Origin of the sequence: Streptomyces sp. NPDC001480, assembly GCF_042894725.1 — a bacterium.
In the GTDB taxonomy this organism is placed as follows: domain Bacteria; phylum Actinomycetota; class Actinomycetes; order Streptomycetales; family Streptomycetaceae; genus Streptomyces.
In genome coordinates this window covers 503,840-519,753 of sequence record NZ_JBIAVX010000005.1, presented here as the reverse complement: position 1 = coordinate 519,753, position 15,914 = coordinate 503,840, and the positions used below count along the sequence as shown (strand labels likewise).

The 15,914-nt window shown below is 72.2% G+C and carries 18 protein-coding genes; 9 read left to right on the top strand and 9 right to left on the bottom strand.

Translation table 11 applies throughout. The features are described 5' to 3' along the window. The first annotated feature begins 37 nt into the window (after nucleotides 1-37). Nucleotides 38-1,318, top strand: a complete 1,281-nt coding sequence (locus ACFY01_RS15310; RefSeq protein ID WP_390736188.1) for a glycoside hydrolase family 26 protein — start codon at nucleotides 38-40, stop codon at nucleotides 1,316-1,318. Between the two features lie 29 nt (nucleotides 1,319-1,347). On the opposite strand, the gene ACFY01_RS15305 is transcribed toward ACFY01_RS15310, so the two are convergent. The 8 genes from ACFY01_RS15305 to ACFY01_RS15270 form a co-directional block, all read right to left on the bottom strand. Further along, nucleotides 1,348-2,070 carry a lipopolysaccharide biosynthesis protein gene (locus ACFY01_RS15305; RefSeq protein ID WP_390736187.1) on the bottom strand — a complete coding sequence of 241 codons (723 nt, stop codon included), beginning with the start codon at nucleotides 2,068-2,070 and terminating at the stop codon, nucleotides 1,348-1,350. Then, entirely contained in the window at nucleotides 2,067-3,254 is a 1,188-nt protein-coding gene (locus ACFY01_RS15300; RefSeq protein WP_390736186.1) for a glycosyltransferase, read from the bottom strand. Before ACFY01_RS15300 ends, ACFY01_RS15305 begins: the two co-directional genes overlap by 4 nt. A gap of 1 nt (nucleotide 3,255) precedes the next feature. Beyond that, nucleotides 3,256-3,945, bottom strand: a complete 690-nt coding sequence (locus ACFY01_RS15295; protein ID WP_390736231.1) for a polysaccharide deacetylase family protein — start codon at nucleotides 3,943-3,945, stop codon at nucleotides 3,256-3,258. 94 nt (nucleotides 3,946-4,039) lie between these two features. Continuing rightward, nucleotides 4,040-5,731: a murein biosynthesis integral membrane protein MurJ gene (gene murJ / locus ACFY01_RS15290; RefSeq protein WP_390736185.1), complete on the bottom strand. Its 1,692-nt coding sequence runs from the start codon at nucleotides 5,729-5,731 to the stop codon at nucleotides 4,040-4,042. Further along, nucleotides 5,728-7,065: an O-antigen ligase family protein gene (locus ACFY01_RS15285; protein ID WP_390736184.1), complete on the bottom strand. Its 1,338-nt coding sequence runs from the start codon at nucleotides 7,063-7,065 to the stop codon at nucleotides 5,728-5,730. The genes murJ and ACFY01_RS15285 overlap by 4 nt, the downstream gene beginning before the upstream one ends. 3 nt (nucleotides 7,066-7,068) lie before the next feature. Further along, nucleotides 7,069-8,493: an exopolysaccharide biosynthesis polyprenyl glycosylphosphotransferase gene (locus ACFY01_RS15280; RefSeq protein WP_390736183.1), complete on the bottom strand. Its 1,425-nt coding sequence runs from the start codon at nucleotides 8,491-8,493 to the stop codon at nucleotides 7,069-7,071. Next, nucleotides 8,490-9,722, bottom strand: a complete 1,233-nt coding sequence (locus ACFY01_RS15275; protein ID WP_390736182.1) for a glycosyltransferase family 4 protein — start codon at nucleotides 9,720-9,722, stop codon at nucleotides 8,490-8,492. Before ACFY01_RS15275 ends, ACFY01_RS15280 begins: the two co-directional genes overlap by 4 nt. A gap of 50 nt (nucleotides 9,723-9,772) precedes the next feature. Next, the gene (locus ACFY01_RS15270) at nucleotides 9,773-10,867 is read right to left on the bottom strand and encodes a DUF3344 domain-containing protein (RefSeq protein ID WP_390736181.1); all 1,095 of its coding nucleotides are present in this window, start codon (nucleotides 10,865-10,867) and stop codon (nucleotides 9,773-9,775) included. Between the two features lie 264 nt (nucleotides 10,868-11,131). On the opposite strand from ACFY01_RS15270, the gene ACFY01_RS15265 reads away from it, so the two are divergent. The 5 genes from ACFY01_RS15265 (at nucleotide 11,132) to ACFY01_RS15245 (ending at nucleotide 14,099) form a co-directional block, all read left to right on the top strand. Beyond that, on the top strand, nucleotides 11,132-11,371 hold the full coding sequence (locus ACFY01_RS15265) for a chaplin (protein WP_390736180.1): 240 nt from the start codon (nucleotides 11,132-11,134) through the stop codon (nucleotides 11,369-11,371). A 153-nt stretch (nucleotides 11,372-11,524) separates the two neighbouring features. After that, nucleotides 11,525-12,181 carry a hypothetical protein gene (locus tag ACFY01_RS15260; RefSeq protein WP_390736179.1) on the top strand — a complete coding sequence of 219 codons (657 nt, stop codon included), beginning with the start codon at nucleotides 11,525-11,527 and terminating at the stop codon, nucleotides 12,179-12,181. A gap of 166 nt (nucleotides 12,182-12,347) precedes the next feature. Then, nucleotides 12,348-12,653: a hypothetical protein gene (locus ACFY01_RS15255; protein WP_390736178.1), complete on the top strand. Its 306-nt coding sequence runs from the start codon at nucleotides 12,348-12,350 to the stop codon at nucleotides 12,651-12,653. A 158-nt stretch (nucleotides 12,654-12,811) separates the two neighbouring features. After that, a complete protein-coding gene (locus ACFY01_RS15250) occupies nucleotides 12,812-13,249 on the top strand; it encodes a tyrosinase family oxidase copper chaperone (protein ID WP_390736177.1) in 438 nt (145 codons plus the stop codon). Continuing rightward, complete coding sequence (locus tag ACFY01_RS15245) at nucleotides 13,233-14,099, top strand: tyrosinase family protein (protein WP_390736176.1); 867 nt, start codon at nucleotides 13,233-13,235, stop codon at nucleotides 14,097-14,099. The genes ACFY01_RS15250 and ACFY01_RS15245 overlap by 17 nt, the downstream gene beginning before the upstream one ends. A gap of 74 nt (nucleotides 14,100-14,173) precedes the next feature. On the opposite strand, the gene ACFY01_RS15240 is transcribed toward ACFY01_RS15245, so the two are convergent. Then, on the bottom strand, nucleotides 14,174-14,437 hold the full coding sequence (locus tag ACFY01_RS15240; protein ID WP_390736175.1) for a chaplin: 264 nt from the start codon (nucleotides 14,435-14,437) through the stop codon (nucleotides 14,174-14,176). Between the two features lie 273 nt (nucleotides 14,438-14,710). Between ACFY01_RS15240 and ACFY01_RS15235 the strand changes: the two genes are divergently transcribed. The 3 genes from ACFY01_RS15235 to ACFY01_RS15225 all read left to right on the top strand — a co-directional run bounded on the left by ACFY01_RS15235 (nucleotide 14,711) and on the right by ACFY01_RS15225 (nucleotide 15,841). Next, on the top strand, nucleotides 14,711-14,980 hold the full coding sequence (locus ACFY01_RS15235; RefSeq protein ID WP_390736174.1) for a hypothetical protein: 270 nt from the start codon (nucleotides 14,711-14,713) through the stop codon (nucleotides 14,978-14,980). A gap of 199 nt (nucleotides 14,981-15,179) precedes the next feature. Further along, nucleotides 15,180-15,446, top strand: a complete 267-nt coding sequence (locus tag ACFY01_RS15230; RefSeq protein WP_390736173.1) for a hypothetical protein — start codon at nucleotides 15,180-15,182, stop codon at nucleotides 15,444-15,446. 119 nt (nucleotides 15,447-15,565) lie between these two features. Continuing rightward, nucleotides 15,566-15,841 (top strand): hypothetical protein, encoded by a 276-nt coding sequence (locus ACFY01_RS15225; RefSeq protein ID WP_390736172.1) that lies wholly within the window; start codon nucleotides 15,566-15,568, stop codon nucleotides 15,839-15,841. Nucleotides 15,842-15,914 lie beyond the last annotated feature (73 nt).

The following is a 15,914-nucleotide window of genomic DNA, read 5'->3' as shown; positions in this document are numbered from 1 at the left end:
AGGCAGAAAGTCGGACGAGAGCGAAGAAGGTGCAGGCATGGCCCCACAGCACGAGCGGGCCCGGAACCGCCGACTGGCCGTGGGCGCGGCGGCGGCCGTCGCCTCCGCGGCGCTGGCCTCCGGTCACGCGGTGGGGGTGGAGGTGCCGCCCCCGCCGAGGCCCGCGGTGACCGTCCCGGCCGTTCCCGTACCCACGGTCAGACCACCGGCACTGCCCACGCCCGCTGTCCCGAAGCCGCCGAAGCCGCCCGCGGTGACCCCGCCGGCGATCCCCGACCTCGGATCGGCGTTCGGGGCCTTCCTCAGCTCCGAAGCCGACGGCGTGGCCCGTATTCCGCAGCTCAGCCACTGGCTGGGCGGTGCCGAGCTCCGCGTCGGCCACACCTATCTGCCGGGCAACGACTGGAGCGAGATCGAGGGCGACCTCGATTTCCTCGACGCGTGGGCGCGCTGGCGCAACGAGAAGGCCGACCGGATGCTCGTCCTCAACGTCCCGCTCCAGGAGCGCAACGAGGCGGGCGTCTCCGACTCCGACGTACGGCAGCTGCTGCGGCGAGGCGCGGCAGGGGAGTTCGACCACCACTTCCGTGCCCTCGCCGAGCGGCTGGTCCGGCTGAAGGTGCCGGACACGGTTCTCGTGCTGGGCTGGGAGATGAACGGCGTCACGTACACCCACCGGTGCGGGCCCGACCCGGAGACCTGGAAGACGTACTGGAGGAGGATCGTCACCACCATGCGGTCGGTGCCGGGCCAGAAGTTCCGATTCGACTACGCGCCGAGCCGTGGCCGGGACTCCGTTCCCTGGACGCAGTGTTATCCGGGGGACGCCACGGTCGACATCATCGGAATGGACTCCTACGACCAGCCGACCGGGGAGTCGTTCGACGAGCAGGTGAAAGAGCCGTACGGGCTCCAGGCGCAGGTGGATTTCGCCAAGGCCCACGGAAAACTCATCTCCTACCCCGAATGGGGGCTTTTCCGCAACGGCGACAACGCCGAGTACATGCGGCGCATGCTCGCGTGGATGGACGAGCACAAACCGCTCTACAACACGCTGACCGACTACTGCCCGCACGGTGTGTTCCAGTGCCGGTCCAACCCGAAGTCGGCCGACGTCTACCGGGCCTACCTCTTCGGCCGCACCGACGAGGCGACCCCGGCCCCCACCCCGACTCCCGCACCGGTCCCGAAGCCCACCCCGAAGCCGACGCCCACCGCGCCGCCGGCCCCTGACTGCTCGAAGCTGAACCTGGGCAGCTGGATGGAGGAGTGGCTCGGCGGCAAGCTCTGCGTCCGCTGGTGGCCGCGCGGCCACTAGCGCCCCGCGTCCGCCGGGGTGCGCCTCGGTCACCGCTTGCCCCGCTTGGTCTGCTTGCCCGGCACAGTGGCGGCGGTGGTCGTGGCGGTGGTCGTGGCGGTGGCGGGGGCTGGCACCGAGGCGGCGGTGGCGGCGGTGGCGGCCGGGACGGGGTCGTCGTCCTGGCGGGGCCGCCTCGGCCGCGCCAGCAGGGCGAGACCGCACAGCAGCCCGCCCGCGCTCGCGCCCACCAGAGAGGTCACCGCGGTCGACGCGGACGTCGGCTCGATCGGCTTGCCCGCCTTCGCGAACTGCACGAGCTGGACGTGGGTGCTCTTCTTGGCGGAGTTCGCCTGCCGGGCCAGCGCGCGGGAGACGGCGTTGGCCATGTCGGAGGCGAGACCCGGGCGTGAGGAGGTGGCCGACACCGCGACCATCGGAGCGTCCGGTGAGGTCGCCGCCTGCACGCTCCGCTGCAACGTGCGCACCGGCACGCCCGTCGTCACCTGCACGTCCGCCAGCACCGTGAGCTGGGTCGCGACCCGGCCGTACGCCTGCGCGAAGCCCAGGGCGGAGCCCGGGTCGGACTTCTCGGTCGGTACGGCGACGACATAGCTGGTGGCCGTGTACGTCGGCGGTGTCAGCATGCCGTACGCGCCGCCGGCCAGGCCGCCGACGAAGGTGCCGGCCGCGAGCAGGGACCAGGACGGCAGCTTCCTGACACCGGCCAGGGCCAGGGACAGTCGGCGCCGGCGGGTGGGAGTGTCGGTCATGAGGGGCTGGCTCCCAGAGGTGAGAAGGACGAGGACGACGAGGACGACGAGGACGACGAGGACGACGCCGAACTGGAGACCGCTGCCGCGTACACGTCCATGAGGCGGTCCGCGCTGCGGGTGATGCTGTAGCGGTGCGCGGCCTCCGGGACCGCGCGTGGACGGGGGCCCGCCGCCCGGACCTCGGCGATCGCGCGGGCGTACGCGCCGGGGCCGCCGCGTACGCGCCGGGCTCCGGCGGTGGCCCGCGGCGGCAGGTCCTCGATCGCCGGGCAGGAGGCGTAGAGCACGGGCAGGCCGGCGGCCAGCGCCTCCACGACCGCCAGGCCGAACGCCTCGTCCGCGGACGGCGACGCGAGCAGGTCCATCGCGGCGGTGAGCGAGGGCAGATCGGGGCCGGGGGAGCCGTCCGGAACGTAGGGGCGTTCGCCGGTGAGCAGGACGCGCCCGGCAACGCCTGCCTCGTGGGCCGTGCGGCGCAGGAGGTGTTCCTCGGGGCCGCCGCCCACGAGCAGCAGCCAGTGGTCCTCCGGCAGCCGGCTGATCGCGCGCACGAGGACGTCGAACCGCTTGCCCTTGGCGAGCCGGCCGATACCGCCGACGACGAACGCGTCCTCGGGCAGTCCGAGGCGCCGGCGGGTGAGCTCGCGCCGCTCCTGGTCGAAGCGGAAGCGGTCCAGGTCGATGCCGTTCGGGACGACCTCGATGCGGGGCGCGGGCACGCCCCAGCGCCTCAGGCGGTCGGCCACCGTCGGGGAGACGGCGACCGTCGCCGAGCCGAGGCGCTCGCTGGCGAGGTACAGCGCGCGTACCCCGGCGGTCAGTCTGCGGCCCTCCATCTGCGAGTCGCCCAGGGAGTGCTCGGTGGCGACGACCGCGCGTACCCCGGCGAGCCGTGCGGCGAGCCGGCCGTAGACGCAGGCCCGGTACAGGTGCGTGTGCACCAGGTCGTAGCCGCCGGCGCGGATCAGCCGGACCAGGCGCGGGAGCGCGGCCAGGTCGCGGTTGCCGCTCATGCCGAGGTGCGTGACACGGACGCCGTCCGCGGTGAGGCCGTCGGCGACCGAGCCGGGGTTGGTGAGCGTCACGACGTCGCAGTCGACGGGCAGGTGGCGCACCAGCAGCCGCAGTTGCTGCTCCGCCCCGCCGGCGCCGAGGCCGGTGATGATGTGCAGGGCCCTCATCTCAGAGGCCCTCCACCGGGCGTCGGCGCAGCCGGTGCAGACGGTGCTTGAGGTGCAGCCGCCAGGTCGTGTCGTTCTGGCCGACGTGCACGCGCGGCAGGGCGTGCGGGCCGGTCAGCGGGCCGGGATCGATGGCGCAGGCGTAGGCGTACCCGGCCGCCCGTACGGCTTCGACGGCGCGGGCGTCGACCGTGCCGTACGGGTAGCAGAAGCCGTCGACGCGGGAGCCGGTCAACTCGGCGATCCGCTGCCGGCTTTCGGTGACCTCGGTCTTGAGGGTGAGGTCGTCCGCCTTGGTGAGGTCGACGTGGGTCAGTCCGTGCGAGCCGATCTCCACGCCCTCGGCGGCCGCGCGCCGGATGCCGTCCGCGGTCAGCAGCGGCTTGCGCGGGCCCAGCGGGTCCCAGGCGTTGTTGCCGCCGAGCCGCCCGGGCAGGACGAAGAGGGTGGCGCCGCAGCCCCAGCGGCGCAACAGGGGCAGGGCGTCGCTGACGAAGTCGGCGTACCCGTCGTCGAAGGTGAGCCCGACCAGCCCCCGCCCCTCCCCGCGGGCGCGGGCGGCGAGCAGTTCGGCCACGGACACGCCCCGCAGCCCGCGCCTGCGCAGCCACGCCAGCTGCCGTTCGAGCCGCCCGGGCGTGACCGTGATGCGGTACGGGTCGTCCGAGCAGTCGCCCACCGAGTGGTACATCGCCACCCAGGGGACGGGACCCGGGCGCGGGGCGGGGAGTCTGCCGGTCTCGGCGGAAGCGACGGAGTCGACGGAGCCGGCGGAATCAACGGAATCAACGGAAGAGGCCATGTGTGAGCCTTCGTGTGACGGTGCGTACGGAGTGCAGTGCGGATGCCTGGCCCTGGGCGCCCAGGGCCAGGGTGAGCGGGAGGAAGACGACGGCCACGGTCAGGCAGCCGGCCACGAGACCCGCCACCGGGGACTCCGGCCGGCTCGCGACGAAGGCCCCGGCGACGGTGGCGACGATCGCTGCGCGCACCGGCCTGCTCAGCTCGGCCAGTACCTGCCGGATGCGGATCGAGACGCCGTGGGGGTTGTCCTGCCGGCCCGTGCGCAGGCCGGCGAGCATCACGGCGGCCGTGAAGGTGATGCCGATGGCGTTGGCGGCGGCGATCCCGTCCACCCCCCAGGCGCCCACGGTCGCGGCGCCGATCCAGGAGGTCACGGCGATGCCGGCGGCCATCGCGCCGACGGGGTACCAGGTGGGCCGGCCCGCCGAGAAGTAGGAGCGGGTCAGCGCGCCCACCAGGGTCTGGCCCAGCAGGCCGAAGGCGTACACGCGCATCACGTCGGCGGTGGCCGCGGTGTCCTGCGCGGTGAACGCGCCCCGCTGGAAGAGCAGTTCGATCATCTGCGGGGCGCACGCGATCACCGTGCACATGCCCAGCAGCACCAGGGTGGAGGCGACCGCCAGATCCCGCTCCACGCGGCTGCGGGCGCGTTCGGTGTCGCCGTCCGCGAGTGCCCGGGCCACCACCGGGAAGGTGACGGTGCACACCATCAGCGACAGCGTCATCGGGATCTGGGCGACCTTCTGCGCGTAGTTCAGGTGTGAGATGGCCCCGGCGGGCAGGGTGGAGCCGAGGAAGCGTTCGACGAGGACCTGCGACTGGCGGCACAGGGCGAACAGGAGCACGGAGGCGACCACGGCGAGTTGCACCGGCCGCTCCTCGACGCCGGCCCCGGTGCCGCGCTGCGGCCGCCGGCGCGACGTCAGCTGCCGCCACAGCGAGGGAAGCTGCACCACCACCATCAGGCAGCCGCCCGCCGCGACCCCGACCGCCGCGGAGCGCACGCCCCAGCTCGCGCCGAGCAGGAACATCGCGGCGACGATGCCGGCGTTGTAGACGATGTAGATCGCCGCGGGCGCGAGGAACCGGCGGTGTGCCCGCAGGGCGGCGCTGCAGTAGCCGGCGAGCCCGAAGGTCAGCACGCAGGTCGAGGTGAGCCGGGTGCAGTCGGCGGCGAGCTGGGGGTCGGGCAGGCCGGGCGCCAGGGCCTGGACCAGGTAGGGCGCCGCGCCGGCGATCACCGCGGCCACCGCGGCGAAGGCGAGGCACAACCGGGGCAGGGTGGAGGCCACCAGGGCGCGGACCGGGTCGCCCGGGCCGCCCCGGGCGCGGCGGGACAGCGCCATGCTGAACGCCGGGATCAGCACCAGCGCCAGCCCGTCCTCGATGAGCAGCGTGGCGGCGAACTCCGGCACGGTCCAGGCGACCAGGAAGGCGTCCGTGTCGCTGCCGGCGCCGAACAGCCGGGCCAGTGACTGGTCGCGGACCAGGCCCAGCAGGGAGCCGGCGATGGACAGCGTCGCCGTGACGAGCGCGGCTCTGGCGAGGAATTTCCGGGAGGCCGGGGCCGAGGTCGGGTCGGTGCCGTCCCCGGTGACGGTGGCGGTGCGCGCCGTGGGCAGGGTCGCGCCGTCGGCTGCGGATCCGGGGGTGTGCGAGGGCCTCACCGTCATCGTGCCAGGGCCTCCTCGGCGCGCTCGGGCACTCCGGCGCGGGGCAGGACGTCCGCCTTTTTGTCACCGGTGAGCGCCCACCAGGCGGCGAGCCCCAGGCACATGCCGATCAGCACGGTCGAGGGGCCGCCGATGTCTCCGTACATGAAGTCGGTCAGCAGCCAGATCAGCAGCCCGCAGGCGACGAGCGCCGCGTCGCCGCCCGGTCCGCGGTCGCGGTGGCGTCTGCGCAGTCCGCGCACCAGCAGCGCCAGCCAGCCCCCGGCGAGCGTCAGCAGCCCGATCAGGCCCTGCTCGCTGAGCACCAGCAGGTACATGTTGTGCGGGGACAGCAGTGCCTGCCTGCGGTACGTCACTCCGGCGCCGGCGATCTCGGCGCCCGACGACAGCGCCAGCGTGGCGTGCCCGTCGCGGTACTCGGGGAAGCCCTTCAGCCCGACGCCGGTCAGCGGGTGCTGGCGCCACATGCCGGTGGCGGACGCCCACAGCGTGTACCGGTCGATCACGGACTGGTCGGGGGCGTCGGTGACCTGCGCGATGCTGTCGATCCGCTGCTGGAGCAGTGTCGTACCGACGCCGAACCCGCCCACCAGGACGACCCCCGCGGCGGCCACGGCCGCGGCCGTCCTCAGCGCGCGCCGCAGCCCGGTGAGCACCAGCTGCACGGTGATCGTCACGGCGGTCGCGATCCAGGCGCCCCGGCTGAACGAGACCGCGAGCGGGGGCAGCAGCGCCAGCGCGCAGCCGGCGGCGACGGCTCGCTCGCGCACGCAGGCCCGGCTCAGCGCGATCCCGGTCGCGCACACCAGGCCGAGCGCGACGGCCGACGCCATGCCCATCACGTCCTGCGCCCCGAAGGTGCCGACCGCCCGGATGTCCGCCCCCTGGTAGGAGGCGCCGGTCCGGGTGACGTACTGGTGCACGCCGATGGCCCCCTGCCACAGCGCGAGCCCCACGAACGACCAGGCCAGCACCTGGAAGTCGGCGCGGTCGCGGATCAGCAGCAGTACGGCCGCCGGGACGAGTACGAAGACCTGGAGGTAACGGCCGAGGCCGGTGAGCCCGGCCGTCGGCGAGGACGCCCCCATGGCGGCCAGCGTGAGCCCCACCACCGGCAGCCCCAGCACCAGGGCCGCCGAGGGTGACAGCGGGCGCCGCCGGTCGCGCAGGAGACGGATCACGCAGTACACCACCATCAGCCCGGAGACCACGTCGGCGGGTTCCGCGCCGCCCGGTGTCACCGGCAGCGCCAGCAGGACCATCACAGCCACCGCCGGCAGGACCGGTGCCAGTGCTGCGGCCCGGCGCGGGAGCGGTGTCAGGGCGTGACTCACGTGTCAGCTCCCCGTCGGACGCACCAGGGCGACCGCGGTGCGCAGCAGGATGCAGATGTCCTGCCACAGCGACCAGTTGTCGATGTAGGCGTTGTCGAAGCGGCTGCGGTCCTCGATGGAGGTGTCACCGCGCAGTCCGTGGACCTGGGCGAGGCCGGTGATGCCGACCCGCATCCGGTGCCGGGCGGCGTAACCGGGGTAGGTCTGGCCGAACTGCGTGACGAAGTAGGGGCGTTCGGGGCGGGGGCCGACCAGGCTCATGTCGCCGCGCAGGACGTTCCACAGCTGGAGCAGCTCGTCGAGCGAGGTGCGCCGCAACATACGGCAGAACCAGCGCATCTCGTGCTCGTTCGCCACGCTCCACCGGGTCGCCGACTCGTGCTCGTCGACCGGACGGTGCGTACGGAACTTCAGCAGTGTGAAGGGCTTGCCCTTCTTGCCGATGCGCTCCTGCCGGAACACCACGCCCGGCCCGTCGTTGATCCGCAGGTTCGCGGCGCACACCAGCAGCAGCGGGCTGACCAGCAGCAGCAGCGTTCCCGACACGAGGATGTCGAGCATGCGCTTGCCCAGGCCCTCGCGGCGGGCCTCGGACATGTCCAGACGCCGGCAGGCGAACCCGGCCAGCCGTTCCTTCGTCCCGTACGACGGGGTGTCGGGGTCGACCTCCCACACGGCGCAGCCCGCTTCGGCCAGCGCCGCGAGCAGTGGTCCTTGTTCGGTGCGCACGGCCGGGTGCACGGTCAGTACCGCCCGCACCCCGTTCTGGATGACGGCGCGTCTGACTTCCTCGCCGGTCGTCAGCACCGGCAGGCCCTCGGTGCCGTCGGGCTGGCCGGCGACGATCCCCACCGGCCGTACACCGCAGCGCGGGTGGCGCAGCACGGCGTCGGCAACGCGCTGGGCGGTCGCCACCGGGCCGATGAGGAGCGCGGTGTGCGGGTGGCGCAGCAGGGCGGCGCGTCGCCGTCCGTGCACCGCGCCGCGCAGCGCGGAGCCGGCCGCCGCCTGGAGGGCGAGGCCGGTGAGTACGGTGCGGAGGGACAGGGCGTGCTCGGGCTGGTAGGCCGCCACGAGTGCCGCGAGCGCCAGCCAGGCCACCGTGATGCGGCCCCACACGGCGGGCAGTTCCTCCAGCAGCGCCGGCACCGGTGGCCGGGTTCCGCGCGGGCGCAGCAGCAGCGATACGACGATCAGCAGGGCCACGACCACCGGGTGGTGGGCCCCGGTGAGTGCCAGGCTGCCGACGAGGGCGGCGATGCCGTCGGCGACGAGCAGTGGCACCGGCGAGTCGGAACGCGCCGGTGGTCGGGGGGCGGGCAGCCGGACGCCGGGGGCGGTGCCGCGCGGCGGCATGACAGAGACGGGCGAGGACTGGTGGTCCCGTGGCTGTAGGCCGGGGGAGGGGACGGTACGTTCGGCGGTCACGAGTGGTTCGACTCCCTGTGCTCGGTGGGCGCGACGCGCTGTCTTGTCTGGTTCGCCTCGGCGCCACCGCCTGTCAGGCCCGCTCTTCCGGTGGCGGGCCAGGTGCCGAGCAGGTCGCGGTAGACGTCCGCGACCGCTCGGGCGGTGTGCCGCACGTCATGGGTGGACAGCACGTGCCGGCGGGCCCGGTCGCCGAGCGACTCGCGCAGCGGCGGGTCGAGCAGCAGCTCCGTGACTGCCCCGGCCAGCGCCGCTCGGTCCTGAGGGGGGACCAGGCACTGGGCGGCGAAGGTGGGCGGCAGGCTCTCGCGGGCGCCGTCGACGTCCGTCACCACCACGGGCCGGCCGCAGGCCATGGCTTCCAGCGGGGCCAGCGCCATGCCCTCCCAGCGGGAGGGCAGGACGACGAGATCGGCGGCCTGGTACCAGGGCGAGGTGTCGGTGACGGCGCCGGTGAACACCACGGACTCGGGGGCTTCCTGGCGGAGCCGGTCGCTGTCCGGTCCGTCACCGACCAGGACGAGGCGGGCGTCGGGCACTCGGCGTACGACGGTGTCCCACGCCCGCAGCAGGACGTCCTGCCCCTTCTGCCGGCACAGCCGGCCCACGCAGACCGCGAGCGGCGCCGCCGGGTCGAGGCCGGCGAGCGGTGCGAGGCCGGTCCGCACCGCGTGGGCCGGTGCCGGGCGGAAGCGTTCGGGATCGATGCCGTTGGGGACGACGGTCCACCGGCCGGGGATTCCGGCGCGTACCCCGGTGGCGCGCTCCGCCTCGCTCACACAGATCACGCGGGCGGCCCAACGGGCGCCCCGCCGTTCCCACTTGAGTGCGAGGTCGGCGGTGATCCCGCCGACCGCCTCGAACGACCAGGCGTGCGGCTGGAAGACCGTCGGGATCCGCCCGCGCACCGCGAGCCGCCCGGCGAGCCCGGCCTTCGCGCTGTGGGCGTGCACCAGATCGGGGCGTGCCTCGTCGATCAGCCGCGCCAGGTGCCGTACCTCCCGCGCGAGCGCCGGACCCGGCGACCGGGTCGCGGCCCAGTGCCGTACGGTCGCGCCGAGCGCCCGCAGTTCCGCCGTGAGCGCGCTGTCGGGACAGGCGACGACGACGTCCGCGCCGTCGGCCAGCTGTTCCCGGACCAGGTCGGTCACCACGCGTGCGACCCCGCCGTCCACCGGTTGGGTGAGGTGCATGACCCGCGGTCGGCGGCTGGTGGTTGACAGATGCATATGCGCGGCTTTCTGGCTCGCTAAAGCGCTCGGAACTGGTGGCGACGGATTCACTGCCGGGCGTCGACGGCGGCGAAGAGGACGCCGGCCCAGGCCGAGTCCCGGTCGGAGACGAGCCGCAGGTTCACCCGGTCACCGGCCTGCTGGAGGCCCCTTGCGAGGTCGAACACGTCGGAGTCGTAGCCGAGGTTGTTGGCGTACGCCGGCACGCGCGCGATGCCCCAGTCGGCGATGGTGGAGTTCAGGACGTCGTCCGGCGGGTTGGCGGGGCCGGTGAGGTCGATGGATCCGTCGTGGCCGGTCGACATGGTGAGCGAGTCGCCGGTGACGCCGCGGTCGCCGTTGTACGCCACCATGCCCGCGTAGCCGCCCGCGCCGGCGGCGAAGTCGGCGTCACGGAGCCGCAGTTCAGCGTCATGGGACTTCAGCCGTGCGAAGCCGTCCCAGATCGTGAGGTCCCGCAGGGGCTCCGCCGGGTTCTCGTACGCCACGACCAGCGTCCAGCCGCCCCAGGCCCCGGCCTCGGACCTGCCCATCGCCACGTTGACCTGGGCCACGGTGTACATGCCCGGCACGCTGTCGCGGACCAGCTGGGTCACGTCCGCCGAGGCCTGGAAGGCTTCCGCGCCGTCCGCGGCGCGGTGGCCGACGACCGTGTCCGCGCGCAGCGGCTTGTACTCGCCGCCGGGCTCGGCGATCAGTACCTTCTCGTTGTCCTCGGGCGGCTTCTGCTCGCCCACGCGGAGGTTGCCGCCCCAGTACAGACGCGCGTACGTCACCCGGGAGCCGGCGGGCAGGCGGACCTCGGCGCGGGAGGAGTTGTAGGTGTTCGGGTCGCCGTCGACGTCGGTGTAGAACATGTCGAAGTCGCCGTTCACCCCGCCCCCGCCCGCCTGCGCGTCGGAACACATGGGTGCCGGGCGGCAGCTGATGGACGTGTTGGCCGCGCGCACGATGCCGCCGTGCTGGTGGGCGCGGTACCGCTGGGCGAACGAGACGCTGCTCGCCTCGGGTGCGGCCTTTGTGACCTTCGTGGCCTTCGCGGCTGTCGCGGAGGCCGGGAAGCCGCCGGGCGCCCATGTCACGGCAAGGGCGAGGACGCCCACCGTCGCACGGCGAAGCAGCGGACCCAGGGAATGGGGCATGACCGTCGTGGCCCTTTCGGAACAGGTGGCGATGGCAGCGGCGGCAGAGTGCGCGTGCCAGCCCAGAGGGGGTCGTCGGGAGATCCGCACGCTAATCGCTAACCGGACAAGTATGGTGAAAGCCGACAAGTGTGTCGGAATGGTGAAACCCATCGGCCGCAAAGAATCACGCCATCGGCGCACAACCGTCCATGGCGTCGCGCGTTAACACAGAGCCGGGCACACCGCCCGGATGTTCTGCGTCAACTCAAGGAGCACTTCTCCATGTCGCGTATCGCCAAGGGCCTGGTACTGACCTCCGCCGCCGCCGCGGCTGTCGCCGGCGGTGCCGGTGTCGCCGCCGCCAACAGCAACGCGAGCGGTGCCGCCGCCAACTCCCCGGGCGTCCTGTCGGGCAACGTCGTCCAGGCCCCGATCAACGTCCCGATCAACATCTGCGGCAACACCGTCAACGGCGCCGGGTTCCTGAACCCGACGCTGGGCAACTACTGCGTCAACCGCTGACGCCCGAGACCATCCCTTTGGCGGCCGCCCTCCCGGAGTCCTTCCGCGGAGGGCGGCCGGCGTCGTTCCCCCTAATGCCCAGGAGAGGTTGCAGGCGGTCGCGGGCGCTTTCACGGTGGGCTCAGGACCACAGGCCCATCGAAAGGAACTCCCATGCGCGCTCTGCCCGCACGGCGTATCGCGTCCGGCACCCTGTGCGCCGCCCTCCTCGTCGGGGTCACCGGGCCGGCCGCCATGGCAGCCGACCCGGCCCGCGAACGCAGCCACGCGACGTCGCCGGACGCTCCGCGCCTGCGCGCGGACGAGCTCCTCGCACAGGTCAGGAAGCTGAACGCCTTCGGCAAGGACGTCGTCCCGGTCACCGACCTGCTGAACGCCGTGCTCAAGGCGGACCACGGCCGGCTGTCCGCCGCCGAGGCCAGAAGGCTCGGCGACCCGGCGAAGCGCGCCCTGGCCAAGGTGGTCGCCAAGGCCGAGTCCAGGGCGTCCACGCGGCGCGCCGCCGCCCCCGCCGACCTGCTGGACGACCTGGAGAAGGCCCTGGAAGACCTCCTGGACTCGATCACCTCCGGTGACACCGACCAGGTGCTTCCGTCGCTCGGCGGTCTGCTGGGCGACCTCATCGACCTGCTCACCGGCGCGCTGGCCGACGGCGCGCTGCCGACGCCCGCCGCATCGGAGCCGGAGGCAGCGGACCCGGACACGCTCCCCGCGGTCACGCTCCCCGCCGTCACACTTCCCGAGGTCACGCTCCCCGCGGTCACGCTGCCGGCGCCGGTGCAGGCGCCGGTGCAGGCGCCGGCCTCCTGATCGCCGCACGAGCGTCGCACCCGGAGTGTGAGGTCCGGCCCTTCAGCAATCTCATATGAGGACTCGCAATCTTGGGTGTCTCCGGTTTCCGCACCGGTCAGGGCTCGTTAGGCACGGCGACAGAGAGTCACCTCCGGCAACCCGCGTTGCCGAAGAAAGGAACACGATGAAGTCCCTGAAGGCTGCCGCCGTCCTTGCCGGATCCCTGATCGCCGCCAGTGTCGCCGGGCCCGCGTTCGCCGCCGAGGACGTGGCGAACACCGGCTTCAGCGGCACCGTGAACACCAAGCTCCCCCTCGACGTGCCGCTGCACCAGTCGGACCTCGCGTCCGGGAAGAGTGGAGGGCTGATCGAGTCGGTGAAGGGCGCCGCGAACGCGCTGAACGATGCCCGGCCGCTGCACCACTCGGCGAAGGACGCCAGGGAAGCACTGCAGGACGCCAAGCCGCTGCACGGCGGTCTGTCGCTGTAGCCCTGAGGACAAGCCGTACGGAGGGACGGCCCCCGGTTCAGTCCGAGGGCCGTCCCTCCGTGTGTACGGCCGGATGATCGCTGTCCGGCCGAACGACGGTGACCGCCTGGGGCGTTCGGCGGTTACGGGTAGGGACCCGAACCGTACGAGGAGTGGACATGGTCGTCAGCAGTACACGGCGGGACGCGACGCGCGGGCTGCTCGCCTGCGCACTCGCCGCCGCGCTGGCCCCGGCGGTCGTCGCCGAGTGGCCTTCGCGCCGGGAGGCCGAGTCCGGGAGAACGCCGGACGGCACCGCCTTCGCGGAGACCTACCGCGGTCGCAGCATCCACGGTACGTGGACCCCCGCCGACGGCCCGTCCGGAGACGGACACTGGCGCGTCACCGTGGACGGCCGCCCGCTGCATCTGATGCGCCGGGCCGACGGCACCTGGCTCAGCATGGTCGACCACTACCGGCCCTACCGGACACCGGTCGAGGCCGCCCGCGCCGCGGTCGACGAACTCGGCCCCGGTGAGCGGCTGCGCGACGTGGCCCCGGGACCGGTGGGCGCGGGGCACTCGCACATGGGGGACCGGCATGACGTACGTGCGTAAGGACGCCGCCACGCTCACGGCGGCCGAGAAGCGACGGTTCGTCAACGCGCTGCTGGAGGTCAAACGGCGGGGCGAGTACGACGAGTTCGTACGGACGCACATCGCGTACTTCCCCACCGACGGCGAGGACGGACTGCGCACCGCACACATGGCGCCCTCCTTCCTGCCCTGGCACCGCCGGTTCCTGCTCGACCTGGAGAGCGCGCTGCGCCGCGTGGACTCCTCGGTGACCGTTCCGTACTGGGACTGGACCCGGAACCGCACGAGAACGTCCGTGCCCTGGACGGCGGACCTCCTCGGCGGCGACGGACACGGCTCCGACCGCCAGGTGAGGACCGGTCCGTTCGCCTATCGCGAGGGCCACTGGACCCTCAACGCGGGCGTGACGGAAGGGAAGTTCCTCACCCGGGACCTCGGCCGCGCCCGCGATCCGCTCGAACTGCCCACGAAGGACGACCTGGAGTGGGCGCTGCGGGACCCCGACTACGACGTCGCGCCCTGGGACTCGACGGTCACGCGGGGCTTCCGCAACAGGCTGGAGGGCTGGAACACCGGCCGGGACAGCCCCTCCTGGCGCAACCACAACCTGGTGCACCGCTGGGTCGGCGGGGCGATGCTCGGCGGTGCCTCCGTCAACGACCCCGTCTTCTGGCTGCATCACGCCTTCATCGACCTCCAGTGGTACCGCTGGCAGCGCCGCCACCGCGGGGCCCGCTACCTCCCCGCGACGCCACCGGGCCCCAGGGACGCGCAGCACGACCGGATCGTGGCACGGCACCAGAAGCTGCCACCGTGGGACGTGACGCCCGACGAGCTCGAGGACGTGGGCCGGATCTACCGGTACGCGTGAGGTGACGCGGACCCACGGGGAGAGCCCCGGCGCCGCACGGCGCCGGGGCTCTCACAACAGGACGGCAGAGCTGCTCAGTTGCCGTAGCCGCTCACCTTGTGGCCGTTCTCGCAGACGTTCCCGATGGCCGGGTTGAGGGCCCCGATGATGGTGACGGTGTTTCCGCACACGTTGACCGGCACGTGGACCGGCACCTGGACGACATTGCCGGACGCCACGCCGGGCGAGCCGACCGCGGCACCCTCGGCTCCGGCGTTCGCCATGGCGATGCCGGCCCCGCCGAGGGCCACGGCGCCGGTACCGAGGGCGACGGTGGCCGCCTTGAGGATGCGAGACATCACGTTCTCCTTAGTGACTTGGTAGGTGCGGCAGCAGGACACGCTGGCCGCACTTCCCGCTCAACGCGGCGGCGCCGGACGAGTCACGGCGAGCCGCCCCGGATCACCCTCCCGGTGCGGGCCCGCGGCTCGCCGCGGTGCCACGAGCAGCCTTTTCAAGAAACTTACGCAATTCGGCGTTTCATCCTTCAAAAGCCGCACAGATCCTTTACGTTGGTGACTGTCAGTGGCCGGTCCAACACGGACCGTGTCGACACGAGAAACGGAGAGGTAATGCGCAAGTTCCAGAAGGCCGCGGTCGTCGTGGCCATGCTCGGCAGCGTCAGCTTCCTGGGTGCCGGCGTCAGCCAGGCCCACGACGACGAGGGCAAGTTCCGCCTCGACAACAAGCAGAACCAGGCTTGCTCGCAGAACGACAGCACGCAGGGTCTCGTGAACGTCGACGACGTCAACGTCAACGTGGGCGCCCTGCTGGGTCTCGCCACCCAGGACAACCGCGAGGTCGAGTCGCTGACCTGCAGCCAGGCCTTCGGCATCAAGTGATCACTCGCCAGGTGATCTAGCGCGCCTCGGGGCTCGAACCCCATGTGTTCGAGCCCCGAGTCCGCTTGCGAATGCACTTTTCAAGAAACTTACGTTATTCGGCGTTTCATCTGCCAAAGATCCTCAACTGCCCCTTATGTTAATCACCGAACGTGGCCGGTTCAACACGGACCGTGTCGACACGAGAAACGGAGAGGTAATGCGCAAGTACCAGAAGGCCGCAGTCGTCGCAGCCATGATCGGCAGCGTCAGCATGCTGGGGGCCGGCGTCAGCCAGGCCGGCGACGACGCGGCGTTCAAGCTCGACAACAAGCAGAACCAGTCGTGCGAGCAGAACACGTCGACCCAGGGCCTCATCAACATCGACGACATCAACGTCAACCTCGCCCTTCTCGGCCTGGCCAACCAGGACAACCGCGAGACCAAGTCGCTGACGTGCAGCCAGGGCTTCGCTCTCGGCAAGTGATCACTGACCAGGTGATCTAGGCAGGCTCCGTGGCTCGGACCGATGCGTCCGGGCCCGGGCCTGCCTGGCTCGTGTACCGGTCCAGTACTCGCGTACCGGTTCAGCTAAGGAAAAGGTAGATGCTCAAGTCGAAGAAGATCGCAGCGGTGGCGGGGATCCTGGGGAGCTTCGCCCTGATCGGCGTCGGAGCCGCTCAGTCCTTCGGTGCCGACGGCCCCAGCAAGTGCGCTGACGACGGCAACGGCCACGTCCGCTGCGTGCAGGTGAGCGAGTACACCGTCACCACTGACAAGCAGGGAAACGTTCATGTCGTGAACGATTCGACGCAGACCTGCCCCTCGTCGACGGGCGAGGTCAGCTGCGTCAGCACCGTCGCTCTCAGCGGCAAGAAGTAGTACCGACGTCCTGCGGACAATGGCCGGGACCCGATACCGGGTCCCGGCCATTCTCCGTGTACGTGGGGGCAGA

Bases quoted from the DNA above. Each gene is read 5' to 3' on its own strand.
- ACFY01_RS15225 (WP_390736172.1), top strand. From the start codon at position 15,566: ATGCTCAAGTCGAAGAAGATCGCAGCGGTGGCGGGGATCCTGGGGAGC.
- ACFY01_RS15275 (WP_390736182.1), bottom strand. From the start codon at position 9,722: ATGCATCTGTCAACCACCAGCCGCCGACCGCGGGTCATGCACCTCACC.
- ACFY01_RS15260 (WP_390736179.1), top strand. From the start codon at position 11,525: ATGCGCGCTCTGCCCGCACGGCGTATCGCGTCCGGCACCCTGTGCGCC.
- ACFY01_RS15300 (WP_390736186.1), bottom strand. From the start codon at position 3,254: ATGAGGGCCCTGCACATCATCACCGGCCTCGGCGCCGGCGGGGCGGAG.
- ACFY01_RS15245 (WP_390736176.1), top strand. From the start codon at position 13,233: ATGACGTACGTGCGTAAGGACGCCGCCACGCTCACGGCGGCCGAGAAG.
- ACFY01_RS15230 (WP_390736173.1), top strand. From the start codon at position 15,180: ATGCGCAAGTACCAGAAGGCCGCAGTCGTCGCAGCCATGATCGGCAGC.
- murJ (WP_390736185.1), bottom strand. From the start codon at position 5,731: ATGACGGTGAGGCCCTCGCACACCCCCGGATCCGCAGCCGACGGCGCG.
- ACFY01_RS15265 (WP_390736180.1), top strand. From the start codon at position 11,132: ATGTCGCGTATCGCCAAGGGCCTGGTACTGACCTCCGCCGCCGCCGCG.
- ACFY01_RS15240 (WP_390736175.1), bottom strand. From the start codon at position 14,437: ATGTCTCGCATCCTCAAGGCGGCCACCGTCGCCCTCGGTACCGGCGCC.
- ACFY01_RS15310 (WP_390736188.1), top strand. From the start codon at position 38: ATGGCCCCACAGCACGAGCGGGCCCGGAACCGCCGACTGGCCGTGGGC.
- ACFY01_RS15235 (WP_390736174.1), top strand. From the start codon at position 14,711: ATGCGCAAGTTCCAGAAGGCCGCGGTCGTCGTGGCCATGCTCGGCAGC.
- ACFY01_RS15305 (WP_390736187.1), bottom strand. From the start codon at position 2,070: ATGACCGACACTCCCACCCGCCGGCGCCGACTGTCCCTGGCCCTGGCC.
- ACFY01_RS15270 (WP_390736181.1), bottom strand. From the start codon at position 10,867: ATGCCCCATTCCCTGGGTCCGCTGCTTCGCCGTGCGACGGTGGGCGTC.
- ACFY01_RS15250 (WP_390736177.1), top strand. From the start codon at position 12,812: ATGGTCGTCAGCAGTACACGGCGGGACGCGACGCGCGGGCTGCTCGCC.
- ACFY01_RS15295 (WP_390736231.1), bottom strand. From the start codon at position 3,945: ATGTACCACTCGGTGGGCGACTGCTCGGACGACCCGTACCGCATCACG.
- ACFY01_RS15255 (WP_390736178.1), top strand. From the start codon at position 12,348: ATGAAGTCCCTGAAGGCTGCCGCCGTCCTTGCCGGATCCCTGATCGCC.